The following is an 18,736-nucleotide window of genomic DNA, read 5'->3' on the forward strand; positions in this document are numbered from 1 at the left end:
GTTCATCACGCTCGCCGCCACCTTGTCGATCGTGCCGAGCGTGCCGGTCGCCGGCATGGCGCTGATCCTGGGCGTCGACCGCTTCATGTCCGAGTGCCGCAGCCTGACCAACTTCATCGGCAACGCGGTGGCGACGGTGGTCGTCTCGCGCTGGGAAGGCCGGCTCGACAAGGCGCAGTTCGACGCCGCCCTCGCCGGACGCGCCCCGCGCGTCGACCAGATGCCCGCCGGCGCGATGCCGGCGGAATAAAGACGGGAGCCGCCGCGCCCGCGCCTCGTTCAGCCCGGATGAGCGAGGACGACGAAGGACGGGTGCGGCACCGCGCGGTGCCGAGCGGGCGGATCGCGCGGCTGGGCGGGTTCGGCCGGCTCGCGGGCGGGATCGCGGGCGGGATGCTGGCGGAAGGCGCGCGGCGGCTCGCCGCGGGCGAGCGTCCGCGCATGGGCGACCTCGTCCTCACCCCGGCCAATGCCGCGCGGGTCGCGGACCGGCTGTCGCACCTGCGCGGTGCGGCGATGAAGCTCGGGCAGATGATCTCGATGGACGCGGGCGACCTGCTGCCCGCCGAGCTGTCCGCCATCCTCGCGCGGCTGCGCGACCAGGCGTACCGGATGCCGCCGGCGCAGCTGGACGGCGTGCTGCGGCAGGAATGGGGCGCGGACTGGCGCCGCCGCTTCCGCCATTTCGAGGCCGCGCCGATGGCGGCGGCATCGATCGGGCAGGTGCATCGCGCGACCCTGCCCGACGGACGCGTGCTGGCGGTGAAGGTGCAATATCCCGGCGTGGCGCAGAGCATCGACGCCGACGTGGACAATGTCGCGACGCTGCTGCGCGTCTCCGGCGTGCTGCCGCCGGGGCTGGATCTCGCGCCGCTGCTCGCCGAGGCGAAACGCCAGCTGAAGGAGGAGGCGGACTACCTGCGCGAGGGCGAGCAGATGCGTGCCTATGCCGCGCGGCTGGCGGGCGACCCGCGCTACGTCGTCCCCGTGGCCGAGGACGCGCTGACGACGCGCCGCGCCCTGGCGATGAGCTTCGTCGAGGGGCGGCCGGTGGAGGCGCTGGCGGAGGCGCCGCAGGAGGCGCGCGACACGGCGATGACCGCGCTGGTCGAGCTGGTGCTGCGCGAGCTGTTCGAGTTCGGCGCGATGCAGACCGATCCGAACTTCGCCAATTACCGCTGGCAGCCGGAAACGGGCGCGCTGGTGCTGCTCGATTTCGGCGCCACCCGCGCGGTGCCGGGGGAGACCGCCGCGGCCTATCGCCGGCTGATCGAGGCGGGGCTGGCGCGCGACCTGCCGCAGGTGCGCGCGGTGGCGATCGAGACCGGCTTCCTCGGCGAGGCGGCGGCGGCGGCGCACGGCGCGGCGGTCGACCGCATCATCGCCGCGATCGACGCCGCGCTGAACCGTCCCGGCCCGTTCGACTTCGGCGACCGCGCCTTCGTGCCGGTGGTGCGCGAGGAGGCGAAGGCGATGATCGCCGATCGCGCCACCTGGCACGTGCCCCACGTCGAGACCCTGTTCGTGCAGCGCAAGGTGAGCGGCACCGCGCTGCTCGCCGCGCGGCTGAAGGCGCGGGTCGACGTCCGCGCATTGGCCGCGGCCGCGATCGGGCGCTAGATCGGGCGCATGGCGACGAACCGCTACTATCAGGGGCCGCCGAGCGACCATTTCGACGGCACCCGCTTCTTCAACCCGGGTCAGGCTTCCACCGACCGCGGGCTGGCGGCACTGCTGCGCTGGAAGCTGGCGGGGGCGGCGGCGCGCTGGCCGCGCTCCGTGCCGGTTGTGCCCGCCCGACCGGACGCTCGGGTAGAGGGGCTGCGCGTCACGATGATCGGCCATGCCTCGCTGCTGATCCAGGCGGCGGGGGTGAACGTGCTGACGGACCCGGTCTTCTCCGATCGCGCCAGCCCCTTCGCACGCGTGGGCCCGCGACGGGTGACCGCCCCCGGCATCGCCTTCGACCACCTGCCGCCGATCGACGCGGTGCTGTTGAGCCATGCCCATTACGACCACATGGACGTCGCCACGCTGCGCCGGCTGCACGCGCGCGACGCGCCGTTGATGGCGATGCCGCTCGGCAACGACGCGGTCGTGCGCGCCGCGGTGCCCGGTGCGCGCGCGGTGGCGGGAAACTGGTGGGAGCGGATCGCGCTGGGCGAGGGGATCGCGACGACGCTGACGCCCGCCTGTCACTGGTCCAACCGCTGGCCGAGCGACACGCGGATGATGCTGTGGTCGGGCCATTGGCTCGACACGCCGGCGGGAGCGGTCTGGTTCGTCGGCGACACCGGCTACGGCGACGGACGCATCTTCGCCGACGTGCGCCAACGGCTGGGCAGCCCGCGCGCGGCGCTGATCCCGATCGGCGCCTACGAACCGCGCTGGTTCATGGCGGCGCAGCACGTGAACCCGGCGGAGGCGGTGCGCATCTTCGACGACGTCGGCGCCGGACGCGCGCTCGGCATCCACTGGGGCACGTTCCAGCTGACCGACGAGGCACGCGACGCGCCACGGGAAGCGCTGGCGGCGGCGCTGGCCAAGCGCGGGATCGCGGCGGAGCGGTTCGTCGCGGCGGAGGCTGGCGGGGTGTACGATTGGTAAGCGACAAACCGTCGCAACCGACTGAAGACGTCAGTCTTCCTCCTCCAGCCCGGCATACCAGTCGGCGTAGCGCGTGTTTCTCGCCAGGTGGCGGTTCAGGTCCTCCCCGCCCGCCCACCACACCGGCCCGCGCTCGCCCAGCGCCACCTTCGCCGCATCCACCGCGGCGCGCGCGTCGGCGAGCGCGGTCTCGTCGCCCGCCCGCCGCGCGGCACCCACGGCGCGGCGCGCCGTCATCAGCGCGCGAACGTACGCCGCGCGCTCCTTCGCCGGCAGGTGTGGGTTCGCGCGCCGCCACAGCCGCCCGCGCACGACGATGTAGCGGCCGTCGGGCGTGACCGGCGGCGCGCGCCGGCTCACCGCCGCAGCGTGAAGGACGCGCCGAAGCGGCGGCCGAGGACGTCGTAGGATTGCGGGAAGGTGTTCGCGTCCGCCGCATTGCCGAAGGCCAGCGGCGGCTGGCGGTCGAACAGATTGTCGACGCCGACGATGAACGTCGCCTGCTCGCCGACGTCGAACGACAGCGCCAGGTCAAAGTAATGCTGCGCGCCGATCCGCTCCACGGTGTAGACGGTGGCGGGCGTGTCGTCGGTCACCGGCCCTTCCATCCGCCACGTGCCGCGCAGCGTCACGCCCCCGCTAATGCCGCTGCCGCCGAGGCTGAGGTCGGTACGGTGGCGGTATTTGGGCAAAGCGCGCCGTACTTCCAGCCCGCACGTCGCGCCGAACCGGCCGGCGCATTCGATGACGGGGGCGGTGGCGCCGTTCTGCTGTCGCTGGCTCAGCACCACCGAGCCGGCGTAGCTCAGCCCCGCGCGGACCGCGCCCACGTCGACGCCGTAATCGCCGACGATGTCGATCCCGCGCGACTGCAGCCGGGCGACGTTGATGTCGGAGCTGTCGACGGAGGCGAGCTGGCCGTTGGGCTGGCGCCGTACCTGCTGGCAGAACAGGTTGTTGATGTCGCGCACGATCACGAAGCAGGTGTCGAGTGTCGGCTGCGGCAGCACCGCGCCCACCGCATTGTCGATCGTGATGTCGTAGTAATCGGCGCTGAGCGTCAGGCCCGGCAGGAACGTGGGCGTCAACACCGCGCCCGCGGTCCAGGTCTTGCCCGTTTCCGGCTGGATCGTCGCTCGCCCGCCGAAGATGAACAGCGCGGCGGACAGGTCCTGCACGAAGCCGCCCGCGGGCGCGCCGCTCGCCACGCACGTCTCTACCGACGCGCCGGAGGCGGCCGGGTTGGCGCACGGATCGACCGCACGGCCGACCAGGCTGATGCTGCTGGTGGCGCCGAACAGCTCGCCGATGTTCGGCGCGCGCACGACCCGCTGGTAGCTGCCGCGGAAGCGCACGTCGCGCAAGGGCGCCCAGTCGCCGCCCAGTTTCCACGCGTCGACCCCGCCGCTGGTCGAATAATCGGAGTAGCGGTACGCGCCCTCCACGTTCAGCGCGTGGAAGAACGGGCGGTCGGCGAGCAGCGGCACGCGCACCTCGCCGAACACGTCCTTCACGTCGTAGCCGCCCGCGAAGTTGACGCGCGTGCCCTGGTTGAACGTCTGCCCTGCCTGCGCGACCTGGCCGTAGGTGTTGCGCCCGCGCTCGTCGCGATATTCCGCGCCGACCAGCAGCGCGACCGGCCCGCCGGGCAGCGTCAGGAAGCTGCCGGTGTCGGTGGCAAGCGTCAGCCCCGCCACCCACTGCTCGCGCCGCCGCCCCTGATCGACCACCTCGCCGATGAAGTCCACCGCGCCCGCGGAGATCGCGCCGGGGCCGAAGATGTTGGCGGGGACGCAGCCGTTCGACGCGTCGGCGCACACCGCCGCGCCGCCCGCACCGACGGTGGCGTTGCCGGCCTGCTGGAAGCGCGCGAGCACGCCCTCGCCGGTGATCGGGCTGCGCTCGTCGCTGATGCCGTACTGCGCATAGGCGTCCCAGCGCACGCCAGCGGCGGTGCCGCGCAGGCCCAGCTGCCCCTGCGCGGTCTCGCGCGTGGTCTCCGTCACGCGGTCGCCCAGCTCGCCCAGCGAGCGCGTGACTGTCAGCAGCACCGCGTCGGTTCCGCCGAGCGCGCCCGCGTTGGTGCGGTTGAACGAGGGGGCGAGGATCGCGCTCAATTGTGGCGTCAGGTACGGATTGTCGCGCCGCACCAGCACGTTGGTGGCCACATTGGCGGGCGGCAGCACGTCGCGCACCTTCGTGCGGCTGTACATGGCGCGGCCGTACAGCTCGACCGCGTCGGCCAGGTCGTAATTGCCGAACAGGCTGGCGTTGAGGCGCTGCTGCGACAGCAGCAGGCTCTCGCGCCCGCTCAGCACGCTACTGGTGGCGAGCGGCGCCAGCGCGCCCGTGTCGGTGAAGCCGAAGGTATTGCCCGCCGCCGCGCCGCCAACGCCGGTGAGGTTGAATACCGCGGCGCTGTCGCTGCGACGGAAGAAGCCGCCCAGCGGGCGCGCGGTGGTGACGGCGGTGTCGGTCCGCTCCGGCGCGGCGAAGCTGCGGTCGGCCTTGACCAGCGGGTCGCGTTCCGACCAGCCGAGGAAGCCGCTGACATTGCCCCGATCGCCCAGGTTCTTGCCGAAGGTCAGGTTCGCGCCGCGCGTCACGCCCTCGCCGCGCTCGGTGAAGTTGGAGACGACGCTCGCCTCCACGCCCTCGAAATCCTTCCGCGTGATGAAGTTGACGACGCCCGCCACCGCGTCCGAGCCGTAGACCGCAGCGGCGCCGCCGGTCAGCACGTCGACCCGGCTCACCAGCGGGGCAGGGATGGAATTGAGGTCGACCGAGTTGCGGAAGCCGAACGGCGCGCCGCGCGTGCCGTCGATCAGCACCAGGGTGCGGTTCTGCCCCAGCCCGCGCAGGTCCGCGGTCGCCGCGCCGCGCGAATCCGCGCCGTTGGACACGCCGCCGAAGCTGCCGGTGAATTGCGGCAGGCGGTTCAGCACGCTCTCGATATTGAGCGCGCGGTCGAGCGCGATGGCTTCCTGATCGACCGAGGCGACTGGGCTGATCGCGGTGAGCCCCGGGGCCTGGATGCGCGATCCGGTGACGGTGATGTCCGCCTCCCCGCCCTCCGCCTCGACGGGCGCCACCGCTCCGCCGGGCGCCACCTGCGCCATCGCGGGCAGCGCCGCCGAAGAGAGGAGGATCGTCACCGCGAGGCGGAATGGGGAAACGGCACGCATGACGGACAACCTCCTGAACCTGTGACGGTATCATCGCAGGGCGGGCTGACGATCGTCAAAGGGCGAAGGCGCCTTGCCGGCTGGTTGTCGCGCGGCTGTTTCCCCCGGGCCACACCTTCACGTCACCGACGTGGGAGGTCACTTCGCCGTGAAGCGGATCGTACCCGTGTTGGGCTTCCCGTCGGCGCCGACGGCCCGCCATCTCAGGTCGTAGCTGCCCGCGGGCAGCGCGCGGGGGAGGGGGGCGGTCAGCGACCGGCCGTCCCTGTCCACCGCCGCCGCGAAGCCACGGATCGGCATCGGCGGATGGTCCTTCATTCCCGGCATGCCGGTCATGACGAGCTCCACGGTGCTGGCCGGCGCGATCGGCTCGGAGAAGGTGAGCGACAGCCGCGTCACCTTCGCCACGCTCGCGCCGTTCGCGGGTGCTGCGGCGACGAGCGCCGGCTCCGCCGCGGCGGGGGTGGCGAGCAGGATCAGGGGGAGGAACAGGGCAGGGCGCATGGGAAGATCCATCGATGGAAGTGACGGCAACGATACGCGCGCGCTTGCCCCACCCCTCGTGGCGCAGGCATGAACGAGGGATCGGCGCGGCGGCTGCGTATCAGCCGGTGGAAGGACGGCAGCGATGGACGATCTCGACGGGCTGTTACACCGGATGCGCGGCGAACCTGTCGACGCGCGCCTCGCCGCGCTGGGCGACGCGGTGATGGCGGGGCTGGAGGCGCGTCGCGAGCGCGCGGCGGCGCGGCGCGCGGTGGCGCTCGCCGCGGCGCTGGCGCTGGGCGTTGGCGTGGTGGGCGGCACGCTGCCCGCCGCGCCTGCGCGGGCGGTGGCGCTCGGACTGTCGGACCTGGCGCCGTCGCGACTGCTGGCGGAGTGATGCGCCGCTACGCGCTGGTGGCGCTGGTCGCCTTCCTCGCCGCGCTGGCGGGGGTGGCGGCGGCGCGGCTCGCCACCGCACCGCGCGCCGCGGGCGAGAGCGAACTGCACGCGCTGCTCCACAACGGGCTGCGGCTCGATGCCGCGCAACAGCGGCGCGTGGCGGCGCTGGAACGCGACTTCGCGCAGCGCCGCGCCGCGCTGGACGAGGCGATGCGGGCGCAGAACCGCGTCCTGGCGCGCGCCATCGCGGCGGAGCACGGCTACGGTCCGCGGGTCGCCGCCGCGGTCGATCGCTCGCACCAGGTGATGGGCGAGGTGCAGAAGGAGACGCTGAAGCACGTCTTCGCCATGCGCGGCGTGCTGCGCGCCGATCAGGCCGCGCGCTACGACGCCGCGGTGGTGCGGACGCTGACCGCGCCGTCGCGGTGACGGACCCGAGCGACGCGGACCTCGCCGCGCGAGCGATCGGCGGCGATCAGACGGCGTATGCCGCGCTGATGACGCGCCACCGCGACGCCGTGTACCGGATGGCGCGCGGCGCCACTGGCGACGCCGACGCGGCGCTGGACGTCACGCAGGAGGCGTTCGTCGCCGCCTTCGCCGCGCTGTCCCGCTACGATCCGGCGCGGCCGTTCCGTCACTGGCTGGCGCGGATCGCGCTCAACAAGGCGCGCGACCACGCCCGCCGCCGCGCCGTGCGTCGCTTCTTCGCGCGCGCCCGCCCGCTGGACGAGGCGCTGGACGCCGCCGATCCCGCCCCCACGCCCGAGGAAGCCGCGGACGATCGCCGGCGGCTCGCCCGCGCGCGCGCCGCCATCGCCGCGCTGCCCGCCGCGCTGCGCGAGGTCCTGCTGCTGCGCGGCGTGGAGCAGATGTCGCAGGCGGAGACCGCCGCTGTCCTCGGCATCGGCGAGAAGGCGGTGGAGACGCGGCTGTACCGCGCCCGCCGGCGGCTGGCCGAGACGATGAGGGAAAGCGCGCCGCCGCGCGTATAGACGAGTCATGCCTCCCCTTGCTTCGACGGCGATCGACCGCCGCACCCTGATCCGCGGCGCCGGTGCGCTGGCGCTCGCGCCGGCGCTGCCCGCCTGGGCGCGGAGCGGGCACGCCGGCCTCGCCACGGCGCCCGGCACGCTATCGGGCGATACGATCGCGCTGACCGTGGGCGAGCGCCATTTCCGCACCGGCGGCCGGTCCGCGCACGCGGTCGCCGTCAACGGCACGCTGCCCGCGCCGCTGATCCGGCTTCGCGAGGGGCAGCACGTCCGCCTGTCCGTCACCAACACGCTGAAGGAGGACACGTCGATCCACTGGCACGGGCTGCTCGTGCCCTTCGCGATGGACGGCGTGCCCGGCATCAGCTTCCCCGGCATCCGCCCCGGCGAGACCTTCGTCTACGACTTTCCGGTGCGCCAGTCGGGCACCTATTGGTATCACAGCCACTCGGGCATGCAGGAGGCGATGGGCCTCTACGGCGCGATCGTGATCGACCCCGCCGCACCCGATCCGGTCGCCAGCGAGCGCGAGTACGTGCTGGTCCTGTCCGACTGGAGTCCGATGCACCCGCACGCGCAGCTGCGCCGGCTGAAGCAGCAGGGCGGGTATTTCAACATGCAGCGCCAGACGCTGGCGGGGCTGATCGCCGGGCGCGACCAGCCGCTCGAGGAGCGGCTGCACTGGGGCGCGATGCGGATGGATCCGACCGACGTCTCCGACGTGACGGGCAGCACGTACCACTACCTCGTCAACGGCCACGGGACGCAGGAGAACTGGACCGGGCTGTTCACCGCGGGGGAGCGCGTGCGGCTGCGCCTCGTCAACGCCTCGGCGATGACCAACTTCAACGTCCGCCTGCCCGGCCTGGCGATGACGGTCGTGCAGGCCGACGGGCAGGCCGTGCAACCGGTGGAGACCGACGAGCTGCAGATCGGCATCGCCGAGACCTACGACGTGATCGTCCGCCCGGTCGAGTCGCGTGCGCACGCGATCGTCGCGGAGGCGATCGACCGTTCCGGCCTGGTGCGGGCCACGCTGGCGCCGCGCATCGGCATGGCCGGCGCCATCCCGCCGCGCCGCCCGCGCCCCGTCCTGACGATGAAGGACATGGGGATGGACATGAGCGGCATGGGGGAGGGCGGCATGGGAGATGCCGTCATCGACCTCAGCCAGCCCGCCGGCGATCCCCACGCCGGCCACTCCATGAAGATGCGCGACCCCGCGAATGCGCCCGGCGTGCGGATGGGACCGGGGGTGGCGACGATCTCGCCGATGCCGGTCGATCGCATCGCCGACCGCCCCACCGGGCTGGAGGCGGAGGAGCATCGCGTCCTCACCTACGCGCAGCTGAAGTCGGCGACGCGCAATCCCGACACCCGCGCGCCTTCGCGCACGCTCGACATCCACCTGACGGCGAACATGGAGCGCTACATGTGGTCGTTCGACGGCGTGAAGCTGTCGGAGGGCGCCGAGCCGATCGCCTTCCGCCACGGCGAGCGGGTTCGCGTGACCCTGGTGAACGACACGATGATGCCGCACCCGATCCACCTCCACGGCCATTTCTTCGAACTGGTGAACGGCGCGGGCGACCACGCGCCGCGCAAGCACACGGTGAACGTGCTGCCCGGCGGCAAGGCCAGCTTCGACCTGACCGCCGACGCGCTCGGCGACTGGGCGTTCCACTGCCATATGCTGATGCACATGCATTCGGGCATGATGCGCGTGGTGACGGTGCGGCACGAGGGCGGCGGGGTGGAGGACGCGGCGTGATCCTGCTGCTCCTCGCCGCCGCCGCGCAGCACCATGCCGGCCACGCCCCGGCTTCCCCGGCACCCGCCACGGAGCGCGCCGGCCCGCCTGCGCCCGCGGACCACGCCGCCGACGCGGTCTACGATCCGTCGGCGATGGCGCGCGCCCGCGCCGCGATGACGCGCGAGCACGGCGGCGGCACCTTCTCGCAGGTGCTGGTCGACCGGCTCGAGTATCGCGCCGTACGCGGGCGCGACGGCTATGCCTGGGAGGCGGACGGCTGGATCGGCGGCGACATCCATCGTTTCGCGCTGGCGACGGAGGGCGAGGGCGAGTTCGGCCACGCACCCGACGAAGCGGAGGTGCAGGCGCTCTACCGCCGCGCGATCGGCCCGTGGTTCAACGCGGAGGCGGGCGTGCGGCAGGATCTGGGGCGCGGCGGGCGGCGGACGCATGCGGTGATCGGCATCGACGGCCTCGCGCCCTATTGGTTTGACGTCAGCGCGCAGGCGTTCCTCTCCACCCGCGGCGAGCTGCAGACCCGGCTGGAGGCGAGCTACGACCAGCGCATCACGCAGCGGCTGATCCTGCAACCCGCCGCGGAGGTGACGCTGGCGGCGCAGGACGTGCCCGAGCTGGCGGTCGGCGCCGGCGTGTCGGAGGCGGAGCTGGGCCTGCGACTGCGCTACGAGATCCGCCGCGAGTTCGCGCCCTATGTGGGCGTGCATCGCGAACGCAAGTTCGGTGCCGCGGCGCGGTTCGCGCGGGCGGAAGGGGAAAGGGCGTCGGCGACGAACTGGGTCGCGGGGGTGCGGTTCTGGTTCTGAGCCGCCCTCCCTCCAACACCCGTTCGTGCTGAGCGAAGTCGCAGCACAGCCACGGCGCGCATCGCCCTCGACTTCGGCACGACGTGCCGAAGCCTGTCCTGAGCGCCTGCCTTGGCAGGCAGTCGAAGGGCTCAGGCCGAACGGAGGGCGGTGGCGCTCACGACTTTCTGCTCAACTCCGATAATCCGCGTTGATCGAAATGTAGCCGTGGGTCAGGTCGCAGGTCCACACCCGCGCGCTGCCCTCGCCCAGACCGAGGTCGACGCCGATCTCCACTTCCCTGCCCTTCAGGTGGGCGGCGACCGGCGCCTCGTCATAGCCTTCCACCGCCAGCCCCGCCTCGGCCACCGGCGTCGCGCCGAAGCGGATCGACAGGCGGTCGCGCTCGGCCGGCTCGCCCGCCTTGCCCACCGCCATCACGACGCGTCCCCAATTGGCGTCCTCGCCCGCGATGGCGGTCTTCACCAGCGGCGAGTTGGCGATCGACATCGCGATGCGATGCGCCGAGCGGTCGCTTTCCGCGCCCTCGACGATCACCTCGATCAGCTTCGATGCGCCCTCGCCGTCGCGCACCACCAGCAGCGCGAGCTGCCGGCACAGGTCCGCCAGCGCGGCGCGGAAGGCGTCGGCGCCCGCGTTCTCCTCGCTTGCCAGCGGGGCGTTGCCCGCCGCACCGGTGGCGAAGGCCAGCACCGTGTCGCTCGTCGAGGTGTCGCCGTCCACGGTAATGCAGGAGAAGGTGCGCGCGTTGGCGTCGGCGAGCGCGCGCTGGAGGAACCCCGCCTCCACCGCCGCGTCGGTGAAGACGAAGCCGAGCATCGTCGCCATGTCCGGCGCGATCATGCCCGACCCCTTGACGATCCCCGCCAGCGTCACCGTCCGCCCGTCGACCATCGCGGTGACGGTGGCGCCCTTGGGATAGGTGTCCGTGGTGCCGATCGCCTCCGCCGCGGCGCGCCAGTCCGCGGGGGCGGCGGCGACGGCGGCGTCCAGTCCCGCCTCCGCCTTGTCGATCGGCAGCGGCACGCCGATGACGCCGGTGGAGGCGACGAACACGTCCGAGGGCTTGCACCCAAAGGCGGCGGCCGCGCGCGCCGCGATCGCCTCCACCGCGGCGCGCCCGCGATGCCCGGTGAAGGCGTTGGAATTGCCCGCGTTGACGACCAGCGCGCGCGCCTCGCCCAGCACCAGCGCGCGGCGGCACCATTCCACCTCCGGCGACGGGCATCGGGATTGCGTCAGCACCCCCGCCACGACGGTGCCCGGCGCCAGTTCGGCCACGGTCAGGTCGCAGCGATCCCACTCCTTGTACCGCGCCCGCGCGACGCGCAGCGTGACGCCGGCGACGGGGCTCATGTCGGGAAAGGGGAGGGCGAGGGGGGAGATGGACGTGGACATGCGCCGCGCATAGGCTGGGTCCGATCGGCGAAAAAGGGGTGGCGTGAGCGACAGGGAGCTGTTCCCGCGGACGCGGGTGCTGGACCACGGCCGCGATCCGACGCGGGCGCGGCCGGAGCCTTGGTTCGTGGGCAACGGGCGCGGACTGATGATCGGCGTGCTGGCGCTGGTCGGCGCGCTGCTGCTGGTGCGCGCGGTCTCGATGCTGTGGCTGGCGGAACGGGCGTGGACGTGGGTGACCGCCCGGGGGGCGTCGGGCGTGCGATCCGTTTCCGGCGGCGCGCCTCCCGCGCCTCCGCCGCCGGGCCTTCACGACTGGATCGGTGCCGGGGACTATCCCGCCGCCGCGCGCCCGGCACGGGCGGAAGGCGTCGTCGACATCGCGTGGGACGTCGCGCGCGACGGCCGCATCGCGCGCTGCACGGTGCTGCGGTCGAGCGGCAACGCCATTCTCGACGCCACCACCTGCCGCCTCCTGCGCGAGCGCGGGCGCTACGCACCGGTCCGCGTCGAGGGGGCGCAGCGGTTCCGCCGCTTCTCCGGCGCCTATCGGTGGCGCCTGCCGCCGGTCGCCGGCGACGCGGTCGCGGTGCCGGCGATGGGCATGGCGGACGAGGCCAGCTGGATCGGTCCGGACGACTATCCGGTGGAATCCGCCCGTCGTAACGAACAGGGGACCGTCCGCATCGACTGGACGATCGGCGCGGACGGAAGGGCGCGCGACTGCCAGGCCGTGGAGACGAGCGGCCATCCCCGCCTCGACAAGGCCGCCTGCGCGGCGATCATGAACCGTGCCCGCTACCGCCCGGCGCGCGACGCGGCGGGGCGCGCCGTCGCCACCTCGAAGTCGCGGCGGGTGACGTGGCGGCTGCCCGATTGACCGCAGGCTGCCGCGACAGGTGGACGCCGCCGCCGTCGCATCCTATGTCCGCGCGCGTGAACCTGCTGCTGCTCCTCTCCGCACTCCTCTCCGCCCTCACCGGCGTGGGTGCGAGCGCGCGGCAGCCGCAGGTGGCGCAGGCGGTGGCGCAGCAGGCGCGGGTCGCCGCGCCTCGGCTCGCCGCCGCCCCGGCCGCGCGACCCGTGGCCGCGCTCCCCGCGCCCGCACTGCTGGCCGCGGCCCCGCTGGCGGCCCGCTGGACGCTCGCCGCGGCCGAGCCGCTGTTCGCCGGGCGGCGGCGCGAATAGCCGCGTCGGCCGTACCCCGGCCGTCCTCCATCGCCCCATCACCAGCGCGGGCCGCATCGATGCGGCGACCGCGCCATACGCAGATACAGGAACCCGCCCATGTTCGGTGGCATCGCCAAGTCGCTCTTCGGTTCGTCCAACGACCGCTACGTCAAGTCGCTCGACCCGATCCTGAAGAAGATCGCTTCGTTCGAACCCGCGTTGCAGGCGATGGACGACGCCACCCTCGCCAACCAGACGACGCTGTTCCGCGAGCGGCTGGCCGCGGGCGAGACGCTCGACAAGATCCTGCCCGAGGCCTTCGCCACGGTGCGTGAGGCGGCGAGCCGCGTCCTCGGCCAGCGCCACTACGACGTGCAGATGGTCGGCGGCATCGTCCTCCACCGCGGCGAGATCGCGGAGATGCGGACGGGCGAGGGCAAGACGCTGGTCGCCACGCTCGCCACCTATCTCAACGCGCTGCCGGGCGAGGGCGTCCACGTCATCACCGTCAACGACTATCTCGCCAGCCGCGACGCCGACTGGATGGGCCGCGTGTACCGCTTCCTCGGCCTCACCGTGGGCGTGATCGTGCCGAACCTGACCGACGAGCAGCGCCGCGCCGCCTACAACGCCGACATCACCTACGGCACGAACAACGAATTCGGCTTCGACTATCTGCGCGACAACATGAAGTACGAGCGCGCCAGCATGGTGCAGCGCCCGTTCGCCATGGCGATCGTCGACGAGGTCGATTCGGTGCTGATCGACGAGGCGCGCACGCCGCTCATCATCTCCGGCCCGACCGACGACAAGTCCGAGCTCTACCTGCAGGTCGACGCCGTCGTGAAGCAGCTGGACGAGGGCGATTACGAGAAGGACGAGAAGCAGAAGACGATCGTGCTGACCGAGGATGGCACGGAGAAGATCGAGCGGATGCTGGAGGCGGCCGGGCTGCTGGAAGGCGCGAACCTCTACGATTTCGAGAACACGCAGGTCGTCCACCACCTGAACCAGGCGCTGCGCGCGAACGTGATGTTCAAGGTGGATACCGACTATATCGTGAAGGACGGCAAGATCGTCATCATCGACGAATTCACTGGTCGCATGATGGACGGGCGCCGCTGGTCCGACGGGCTGCACCAGGCGGTGGAGGCGAAGGAGGGCGTCAATATCGAGCCCGAGAACCAGACCATGGCCTCGATTACCTTCCAGAACTATTTCCGCATGTATCCCAAGCTGGCGGGCATGACCGGCACCGCCGCGACCGAGGCGGCCGAATTCTACGATATCTACAAGATGAACGTCGTTACCATCCCGACCAACCGGGAAATCCGCCGCGTCGACGAGGAGGACGAGTTCTACAAGGACACGCAGGACAAGTTCCGCGCCATCGCGAAGAAGATCCGCGAGCACGCGGACAAGGGACAGCCGGTGCTGGTCGGCACCGTGTCGATCGAGAAGTCCGAGCTGCTGAGCGAGTTCCTGCGCCAGGAGGGCGTCGACCATTCGGTGCTGAACGCCCGCTACCACGAGCAGGAGGCGCATATCGTGGCGCAGGCCGGGCGGCTGGGCGCGGTGACGATCGCGACCAACATGGCGGGCCGCGGCACCGACATCCAGCTGGGCGGCAACCTGGAATTCCGTGTCGAGGACGAGCTTGCCGGCATGGCCGAGGGGCCAGACCGCGATGCTGCGATCGAGGCGATCCGCCGCGAGATCGAGGCGGAGAAGGCGCGCGTGCTGGAAGCGGGCGGCCTGTTCGTGCTGGGCACCGAGCGGCACGAATCGCGCCGCATCGACAACCAGCTTCGCGGCCGTTCGGGTCGCCAGGGCGACCCCGGGCTCAGCCGCTTCTACCTCAGCCTGGACGACGACCTGCTGCGCATCTTCGGTCCCGACACGCTGTTCGCGAAGATGATGCGCAACAACATCGCGGACGGCGAGGCGATCGGCAGCAAGTGGCTGACCAAGGCGATCGAGACCGCGCAGAAGAAGGTCGAGGCGCGCAACTACGACATCCGCAAGCAGGTCGTCGAATACGACGACGTGATGAACGACCAGCGCAAGGTGATCTACGAGCAGCGCGCCGACATCATGGACGCGGACACCGTGGGCGACGTGGTGGAGGACATGCGAGCCGAGACGGTGAACGCCATCGTCGGCGACGCGTGCCCGCCCAATTCCTATCCCGAGCAGTGGGACGTGGAGGGCATGAAGGCGCGGCTGGCCGACGTGCTGGCGATGGAGCCCCCGGTCGACGAGTGGCTGAAGGAGGAGGCGATCGATCCTGAGATCGTCACCGAGCGGGTCCAGGCGGAGGCGGACGCGGCGGTCGCGGCGAAGGCGGCGGAGCTGGAGCCGGAGACTTGGGTGCAGATCGAAAAGTCGATCATGCTCCAGAACCTGGACCACCACTGGAAGGAGCATCTCGCCACGCTCGACGCGCTGCGCCAGGTGGTGCACCTGCGCGCCTACGCGCAGAAGACGCCGATCAACGAGTACAAGCAGGAGGCGTTCGCGCTGTTCCAGCGGATGCTGGACGCGATCCGCGAGGACGTGACGAAGACGATCGCGCACGCGCAGTTCCGCATGCAGGCGCCGCCGCCGATGCCCGAGCTGCCCGACTTCATCACCACCCACTTCGACCCGTTCACGGGCGAGGACAATTCGAACGACATCGACGCGGGCACGCTGGGGCTGGTCCAGACGCAGCTGCCGCCGTTGCAGATCGTGCAGCCCAATGCGGTGGAGCTGGGCGAGGACCCCGCGTCGTGGGAAGGCGTGGTGAGCCGCAACGCGCCGTGCCCGTGCGGCTCGGGCCGCAAGTACAAGCATTGTCACGGCGCGGCATGACGGGGTGCGGACCTGATCCAGCGAGGCTGAAGCGCATCCGCGTGCGGCCGGATCAGTCCGCGCCGATCGTCGCCGGGTCGGGCGCCAGCTCTCCTCGATAGGCCACGATCAGCCCCACCACCGGCGCGCGGATCTCGACGTCGAAGCGGAACCGGCCGTCCTCCTCCGCCTCGAAGCTCTCGCCGCGCGGCAGCAGGGCGCGGGGCAGGGGAAGGCCGAGGAAGGACCAGCGGCGCGGCACGAGCAGCAAGCGCCCTGCGTCGACGACCAGCGCGATCGCCACGGCGATCCCGCCGAACCGCTCGACCAGGAGGTGGCGGTCGCGCCCGCGACCGCTGGACTGGACGGACGAGAAGCGGCGGCCGTCGAAGGTTCGCGTCCAGCGCTCGGTCGCCCCTTCCGGAACCAGGTCCACCGTCACGGCCACGTCGTCGCCGGGCCGCGGGAAGCGGAACAGCGCGCAGACCGCCCGCGCCAGCAACCCGGTACCGCGCCGCACCCGCGCGCGCCCGCTCCAGCGCCGCGGCACGCGCACGGCGTGGAGCTCGCGCACGCGCGCGGGAAGGGTGTCGAAGGCCGATCCGAGGATGTTCGGGTAGATCGCGCCCGCTTCTCGGCGTCGTCGTCGCGACATCCCGTGTAGATCGCGCGGCCGGCGAACAGTGCGTCGTAGTCGGCCAGGTCGAGCGCGTGCGTGCCGGGGCGGGCGCCCGCGTCGGGCCGCTCTCCCGCCAGCAGCTTGCGCACGATCGCCTCCACCGCCATCGACGGGATGTACGGGCCGTCGTCGCCTTCGGCCAGCAGGTGCCAGCTACGCGTGACGCGCCGCCCCGCCACGGTTCCGCGCGCACGCACGATCATGCCGCCGCGATGCTCGCCGAACTTCATCGCGTTGAGCACCAGGTAGAACAGGCGCGAGAACGGCACCAGCGACGGCAGCCGGAACGCCGCACGCGCCCTCGCCAGCAAGTTGAGCGCGCGGTGCAGGATCTCCGGCACCGGTCCCGCGCCCATCCAGATGTCGGTCATCATGGGATAGTCCGGCGGGATCACCTGCAGGTCGGGCACGTCGACCAGTGAGAAGCGCAGATCGCGCAGCGGGACCCGCCCCGGCACGGCGACCGTGAAGCGCCGGCTCTCCGCCAGGCCGATGCCGTGCGCCGTCGCTCCGCCGCGCCGCAGCGTCACCGGCGCGCCGGCGTAGCCGACGACCGCGCGCATCACGTTCAGGCCGATGCCCGCGTAAGGGGAGGGCGCGATCCCTCCCTCCACGGCGGTGATCTCCATGTCGCTCGCCATGGCGCGCAGCACGGCGGCCGTCAGCACGGGAAAGCTGCTGATGCCCGACAGCGCGAAGACGCCGGCGGTCCTCGCCTCCGCGTCGAAGCGCGACACGCCGAACACGAAGTCGGCCGCGTCGGCGAAGTCGAGATAGTCGATGCCCGCCGCGATACAGGCCGCGATCACGCCGTAGCGCCTCTCGCCGTAATGCTGGAACGGACCGGATGCGTCGACGACCAGGTCCGGTGTCAGCCGCCGCAGTCCGTCCTCGATGTCGCGCCGGTCGAGGAGGATCGGACGAACGGACGCCTGCCCGCGGAAGCGCGCGCAGAACGCCTGCGCGCGCGTGAGGTCGCGACCGCAGATCAGCAGTTCCAGCCCGGCCGCGTCGGATAGCAGTTCCGCAAGCCGGCCGCCGAACACGCCATAGCCGCCGAGGATCAGAACCTTCATCGCGCCCCCCGCCGCGGTGCGGCGATGGACGGGCGGCAGCTCGTGCCGCCCGTTCCCGTCGTCAGTGGTGCTCGTACGCCTTGGGCAGCGCGCCCTCGGTCGGCGTCAGGTAGCGATCGCGCAGGTCCGTCTGGCGCGATCGCATCGGCTGCGCCACGCCGTCGATCCACACCGCCACCGGCTGCGACGACAGCTCCAGCGGGTCGCCGTCCCACAGCACGACGTCGGCGCGGCGGCCGGCGCGAAGCGAGCCGAAATCCGCGCCCATGCCCATCGCCTCCGCCGGGCCGCTGGTGATCGCGGCGAACGCCTGGCCCCAGTCGAGCCCGGTGTGCCCCGGCACCTTCGTGATGGCGACCAGGTTGCCCGCGAACTGGCGCAGCACGTGGTCGCCGCCCGACGCGCCGATCGACGCGAGCGCCACCTGCACGCCCGCCGCGCGCATCCGCCCGACGTTCGATTCGGTCGCGGCCACCTGCTCGAACGAGGCGGGCAGGTCGGCCAGCGCGCTGGCGATCACCGGCACGCGCGCGGCGGCGATCTCGCGCGCCACCATCCAGCCCTCCGCCGCGCCGACCAGCACCAGCTTCAGCCGGGGATAGTCGCGCGGCAGCGACAGCACGGTACGGATGTCGCTCGCCCGCTCGACGTGGACGACCATCGGCATCGTGCCGTCCAGCACCTTCAGCAGCGCCTCCGCGTCGGCACGCTTCAGCAGCGCGTCCTTGCCGCGACCGTCGAAGCCCGCCGGGTTGCGGCGATAGTCCTGCGCCTGCGCGAAGGCGTCCCGCAGCATCGCATAGGCCGCGGGGCGCGTGCCGCCCGCGTTCGATCCGCCGTCCTCGCCCAGCTCGACGAACTGGAAGGCGCGCGGGCGCGTCACCGCCTCCGCGTCGGCGGCGAGGTCGATGACGGCGCCCTGCCCGGCGAAGATCGACGTCGCGGCCGAGGGCGTGATGATGGCGCGGGTGACGCCCAGCACGCGCTCGTTGGCGATCTTGATGCTGTTCGGGTTCACCGCCACGGACACGTCGATGGCGGCGTTGAACGGCGTCTCGCGCGCGCGCACGTCGCTCGATTCGCGCACGCCCTCGCTGTCGACCAGCGACAGGTCGGTCGGTGCGGAAACCATGCCCGCGGCGATCCATTTTCCGGTGGCGTCCACCACCTGCGCGCCCGCGGGCACCGCCACGCCGCGCCCGGCGGCGACGATGCGGCCGTTGGCGATGACGACGGTGCCGCCCTCGATCGGCTGCGATCCGTCGCCGATCGCGACGGTGCCGCCGGTGATGGCGATGGTCTGGCCCAACGCCGGGGTCGCCAGCATCGTGG

Annotated in this window: 18 protein-coding genes; 11 read left to right on the forward strand and 7 right to left on the reverse strand. The window is 72.3% G+C overall.

Going from position 1 to position 18,736, the window contains the following annotated elements:
* From HBH26_RS10870 to HBH26_RS10880, 3 genes are all read left to right on the forward strand, one after another.
* Positions 1-250 (forward strand): cation:dicarboxylate symporter family transporter (locus HBH26_RS10870; protein WP_168134640.1); only part of this gene is annotated, 250 nt, incomplete at its 5' end.
* 38 nt (positions 251-288) lie between these two features.
* Positions 289-1,620: an ABC1 kinase family protein gene (locus HBH26_RS10875; RefSeq protein WP_168134641.1), complete on the forward strand. Its 1,332-nt coding sequence runs from the start codon at positions 289-291 to the stop codon at positions 1,618-1,620.
* Between the two features lie 9 nt (positions 1,621-1,629).
* The gene (locus HBH26_RS10880) at positions 1,630-2,607 is read left to right on the forward strand and encodes an MBL fold metallo-hydrolase (protein ID WP_168134642.1); all 978 of its coding nucleotides are present in this window, start codon (positions 1,630-1,632) and stop codon (positions 2,605-2,607) included.
* 30 nt (positions 2,608-2,637) lie between these two features.
* Here HBH26_RS10880 and HBH26_RS10885 read toward each other — a convergent pair whose 3' ends face one another.
* From HBH26_RS10885 to HBH26_RS10895, 3 genes are all read right to left on the reverse strand, one after another.
* On the reverse strand, positions 2,638-2,967 hold the full coding sequence (locus tag HBH26_RS10885; protein ID WP_168134643.1) for a hypothetical protein: 330 nt from the start codon (positions 2,965-2,967) through the stop codon (positions 2,638-2,640).
* Positions 2,964-5,792, reverse strand: coding sequence for a TonB-dependent receptor domain-containing protein (locus tag HBH26_RS10890; protein ID WP_168134644.1), 2,829 nt, complete (start codon positions 5,790-5,792; stop codon positions 2,964-2,966). Before HBH26_RS10890 ends, HBH26_RS10885 begins: the two co-directional genes overlap by 4 nt.
* A 138-nt stretch (positions 5,793-5,930) precedes the next feature.
* On the reverse strand, positions 5,931-6,296 hold the full coding sequence (locus tag HBH26_RS10895) for a copper resistance CopC family protein (RefSeq protein ID WP_168134645.1): 366 nt from the start codon (positions 6,294-6,296) through the stop codon (positions 5,931-5,933).
* A 124-nt stretch (positions 6,297-6,420) separates the two neighbouring features.
* Here HBH26_RS10895 and HBH26_RS10900 point away from each other — a divergent pair, with 124 nt between their 5' ends.
* The 5 genes from HBH26_RS10900 to HBH26_RS10920 are packed head-to-tail and all read left to right on the forward strand — an operon-like array spanning position 6,421 to position 10,249.
* A complete protein-coding gene (locus HBH26_RS10900) occupies positions 6,421-6,675 on the forward strand; it encodes a hypothetical protein (protein WP_168134646.1) in 255 nt (84 codons plus the stop codon).
* Positions 6,675-7,106, forward strand: a complete 432-nt coding sequence (locus HBH26_RS10905) for a periplasmic heavy metal sensor (RefSeq protein ID WP_168134647.1) — start codon at positions 6,675-6,677, stop codon at positions 7,104-7,106. Before HBH26_RS10900 ends, HBH26_RS10905 begins: the two co-directional genes overlap by 1 nt.
* Positions 7,103-7,672 carry an RNA polymerase sigma factor gene (locus HBH26_RS10910; RefSeq protein WP_338057327.1) on the forward strand — a complete coding sequence of 190 codons (570 nt, stop codon included), beginning with the start codon at positions 7,103-7,105 and terminating at the stop codon, positions 7,670-7,672. The genes HBH26_RS10905 and HBH26_RS10910 overlap by 4 nt, the downstream gene beginning before the upstream one ends.
* Before the next feature lie 7 nt (positions 7,673-7,679).
* Complete coding sequence (locus HBH26_RS10915; RefSeq protein WP_168134648.1) at positions 7,680-9,443, forward strand: copper resistance system multicopper oxidase; 1,764 nt, start codon at positions 7,680-7,682, stop codon at positions 9,441-9,443.
* Positions 9,440-10,249, forward strand: coding sequence for a copper resistance protein B (locus HBH26_RS10920; RefSeq protein WP_338057328.1), 810 nt, complete (start codon positions 9,440-9,442; stop codon positions 10,247-10,249). Before HBH26_RS10915 ends, HBH26_RS10920 begins: the two co-directional genes overlap by 4 nt.
* 171 nt (positions 10,250-10,420) lie before the next feature.
* Here HBH26_RS10920 and argJ read toward each other — a convergent pair whose 3' ends face one another.
* Positions 10,421-11,647 carry a bifunctional glutamate N-acetyltransferase/amino-acid acetyltransferase ArgJ gene (gene argJ, locus HBH26_RS10925; RefSeq protein ID WP_168134649.1) on the reverse strand — a complete coding sequence of 409 codons (1,227 nt, stop codon included), beginning with the start codon at positions 11,645-11,647 and terminating at the stop codon, positions 10,421-10,423.
* A gap of 43 nt (positions 11,648-11,690) precedes the next feature.
* On the opposite strand from argJ, the gene HBH26_RS10930 reads away from it, so the two are divergent.
* The 3 genes from HBH26_RS10930 (at position 11,691) to secA (ending at position 15,670) form a co-directional block, all read left to right on the forward strand.
* Positions 11,691-12,527, forward strand: a complete 837-nt coding sequence (locus HBH26_RS10930) for a TonB family protein (RefSeq protein ID WP_168134650.1) — start codon at positions 11,691-11,693, stop codon at positions 12,525-12,527.
* 56 nt (positions 12,528-12,583) lie between these two features.
* Entirely contained in the window at positions 12,584-12,835 is a 252-nt protein-coding gene (locus HBH26_RS10935) for a hypothetical protein (RefSeq protein ID WP_168134651.1), read from the forward strand.
* Between the two features lie 99 nt (positions 12,836-12,934).
* On the forward strand, positions 12,935-15,670 hold the full coding sequence (secA, locus tag HBH26_RS10940; protein WP_168134652.1) for a preprotein translocase subunit SecA: 2,736 nt from the start codon (positions 12,935-12,937) through the stop codon (positions 15,668-15,670).
* A 52-nt stretch (positions 15,671-15,722) separates the two neighbouring features.
* Here secA and HBH26_RS20430 read toward each other — a convergent pair whose 3' ends face one another.
* The 3 genes from HBH26_RS20430 to HBH26_RS10950 all read right to left on the reverse strand — a co-directional run bounded on the left by HBH26_RS20430 (position 15,723) and on the right by HBH26_RS10950 (position 18,731).
* A complete protein-coding gene (locus HBH26_RS20430; protein WP_338057330.1) occupies positions 15,723-16,205 on the reverse strand; it encodes a DUF4166 domain-containing protein in 483 nt (160 codons plus the stop codon).
* A complete protein-coding gene (locus tag HBH26_RS21180; RefSeq protein ID WP_209308499.1) occupies positions 16,088-17,404 on the reverse strand; it encodes a saccharopine dehydrogenase NADP-binding domain-containing protein in 1,317 nt (438 codons plus the stop codon). Before HBH26_RS21180 ends, HBH26_RS20430 begins: the two co-directional genes overlap by 118 nt.
* Positions 17,405-17,465: 61 nt before the next feature.
* On the reverse strand, positions 17,466-18,731 hold the full coding sequence (locus tag HBH26_RS10950; RefSeq protein ID WP_168134923.1) for an amidohydrolase family protein: 1,266 nt from the start codon (positions 18,729-18,731) through the stop codon (positions 17,466-17,468).
* Positions 18,732-18,736 lie beyond the last annotated feature (5 nt).

Source organism: Sphingomonas corticis (genome assembly GCF_012035195.1).
Classification (GTDB): domain Bacteria; phylum Pseudomonadota; class Alphaproteobacteria; order Sphingomonadales; family Sphingomonadaceae; genus Sphingomonas; species Sphingomonas corticis.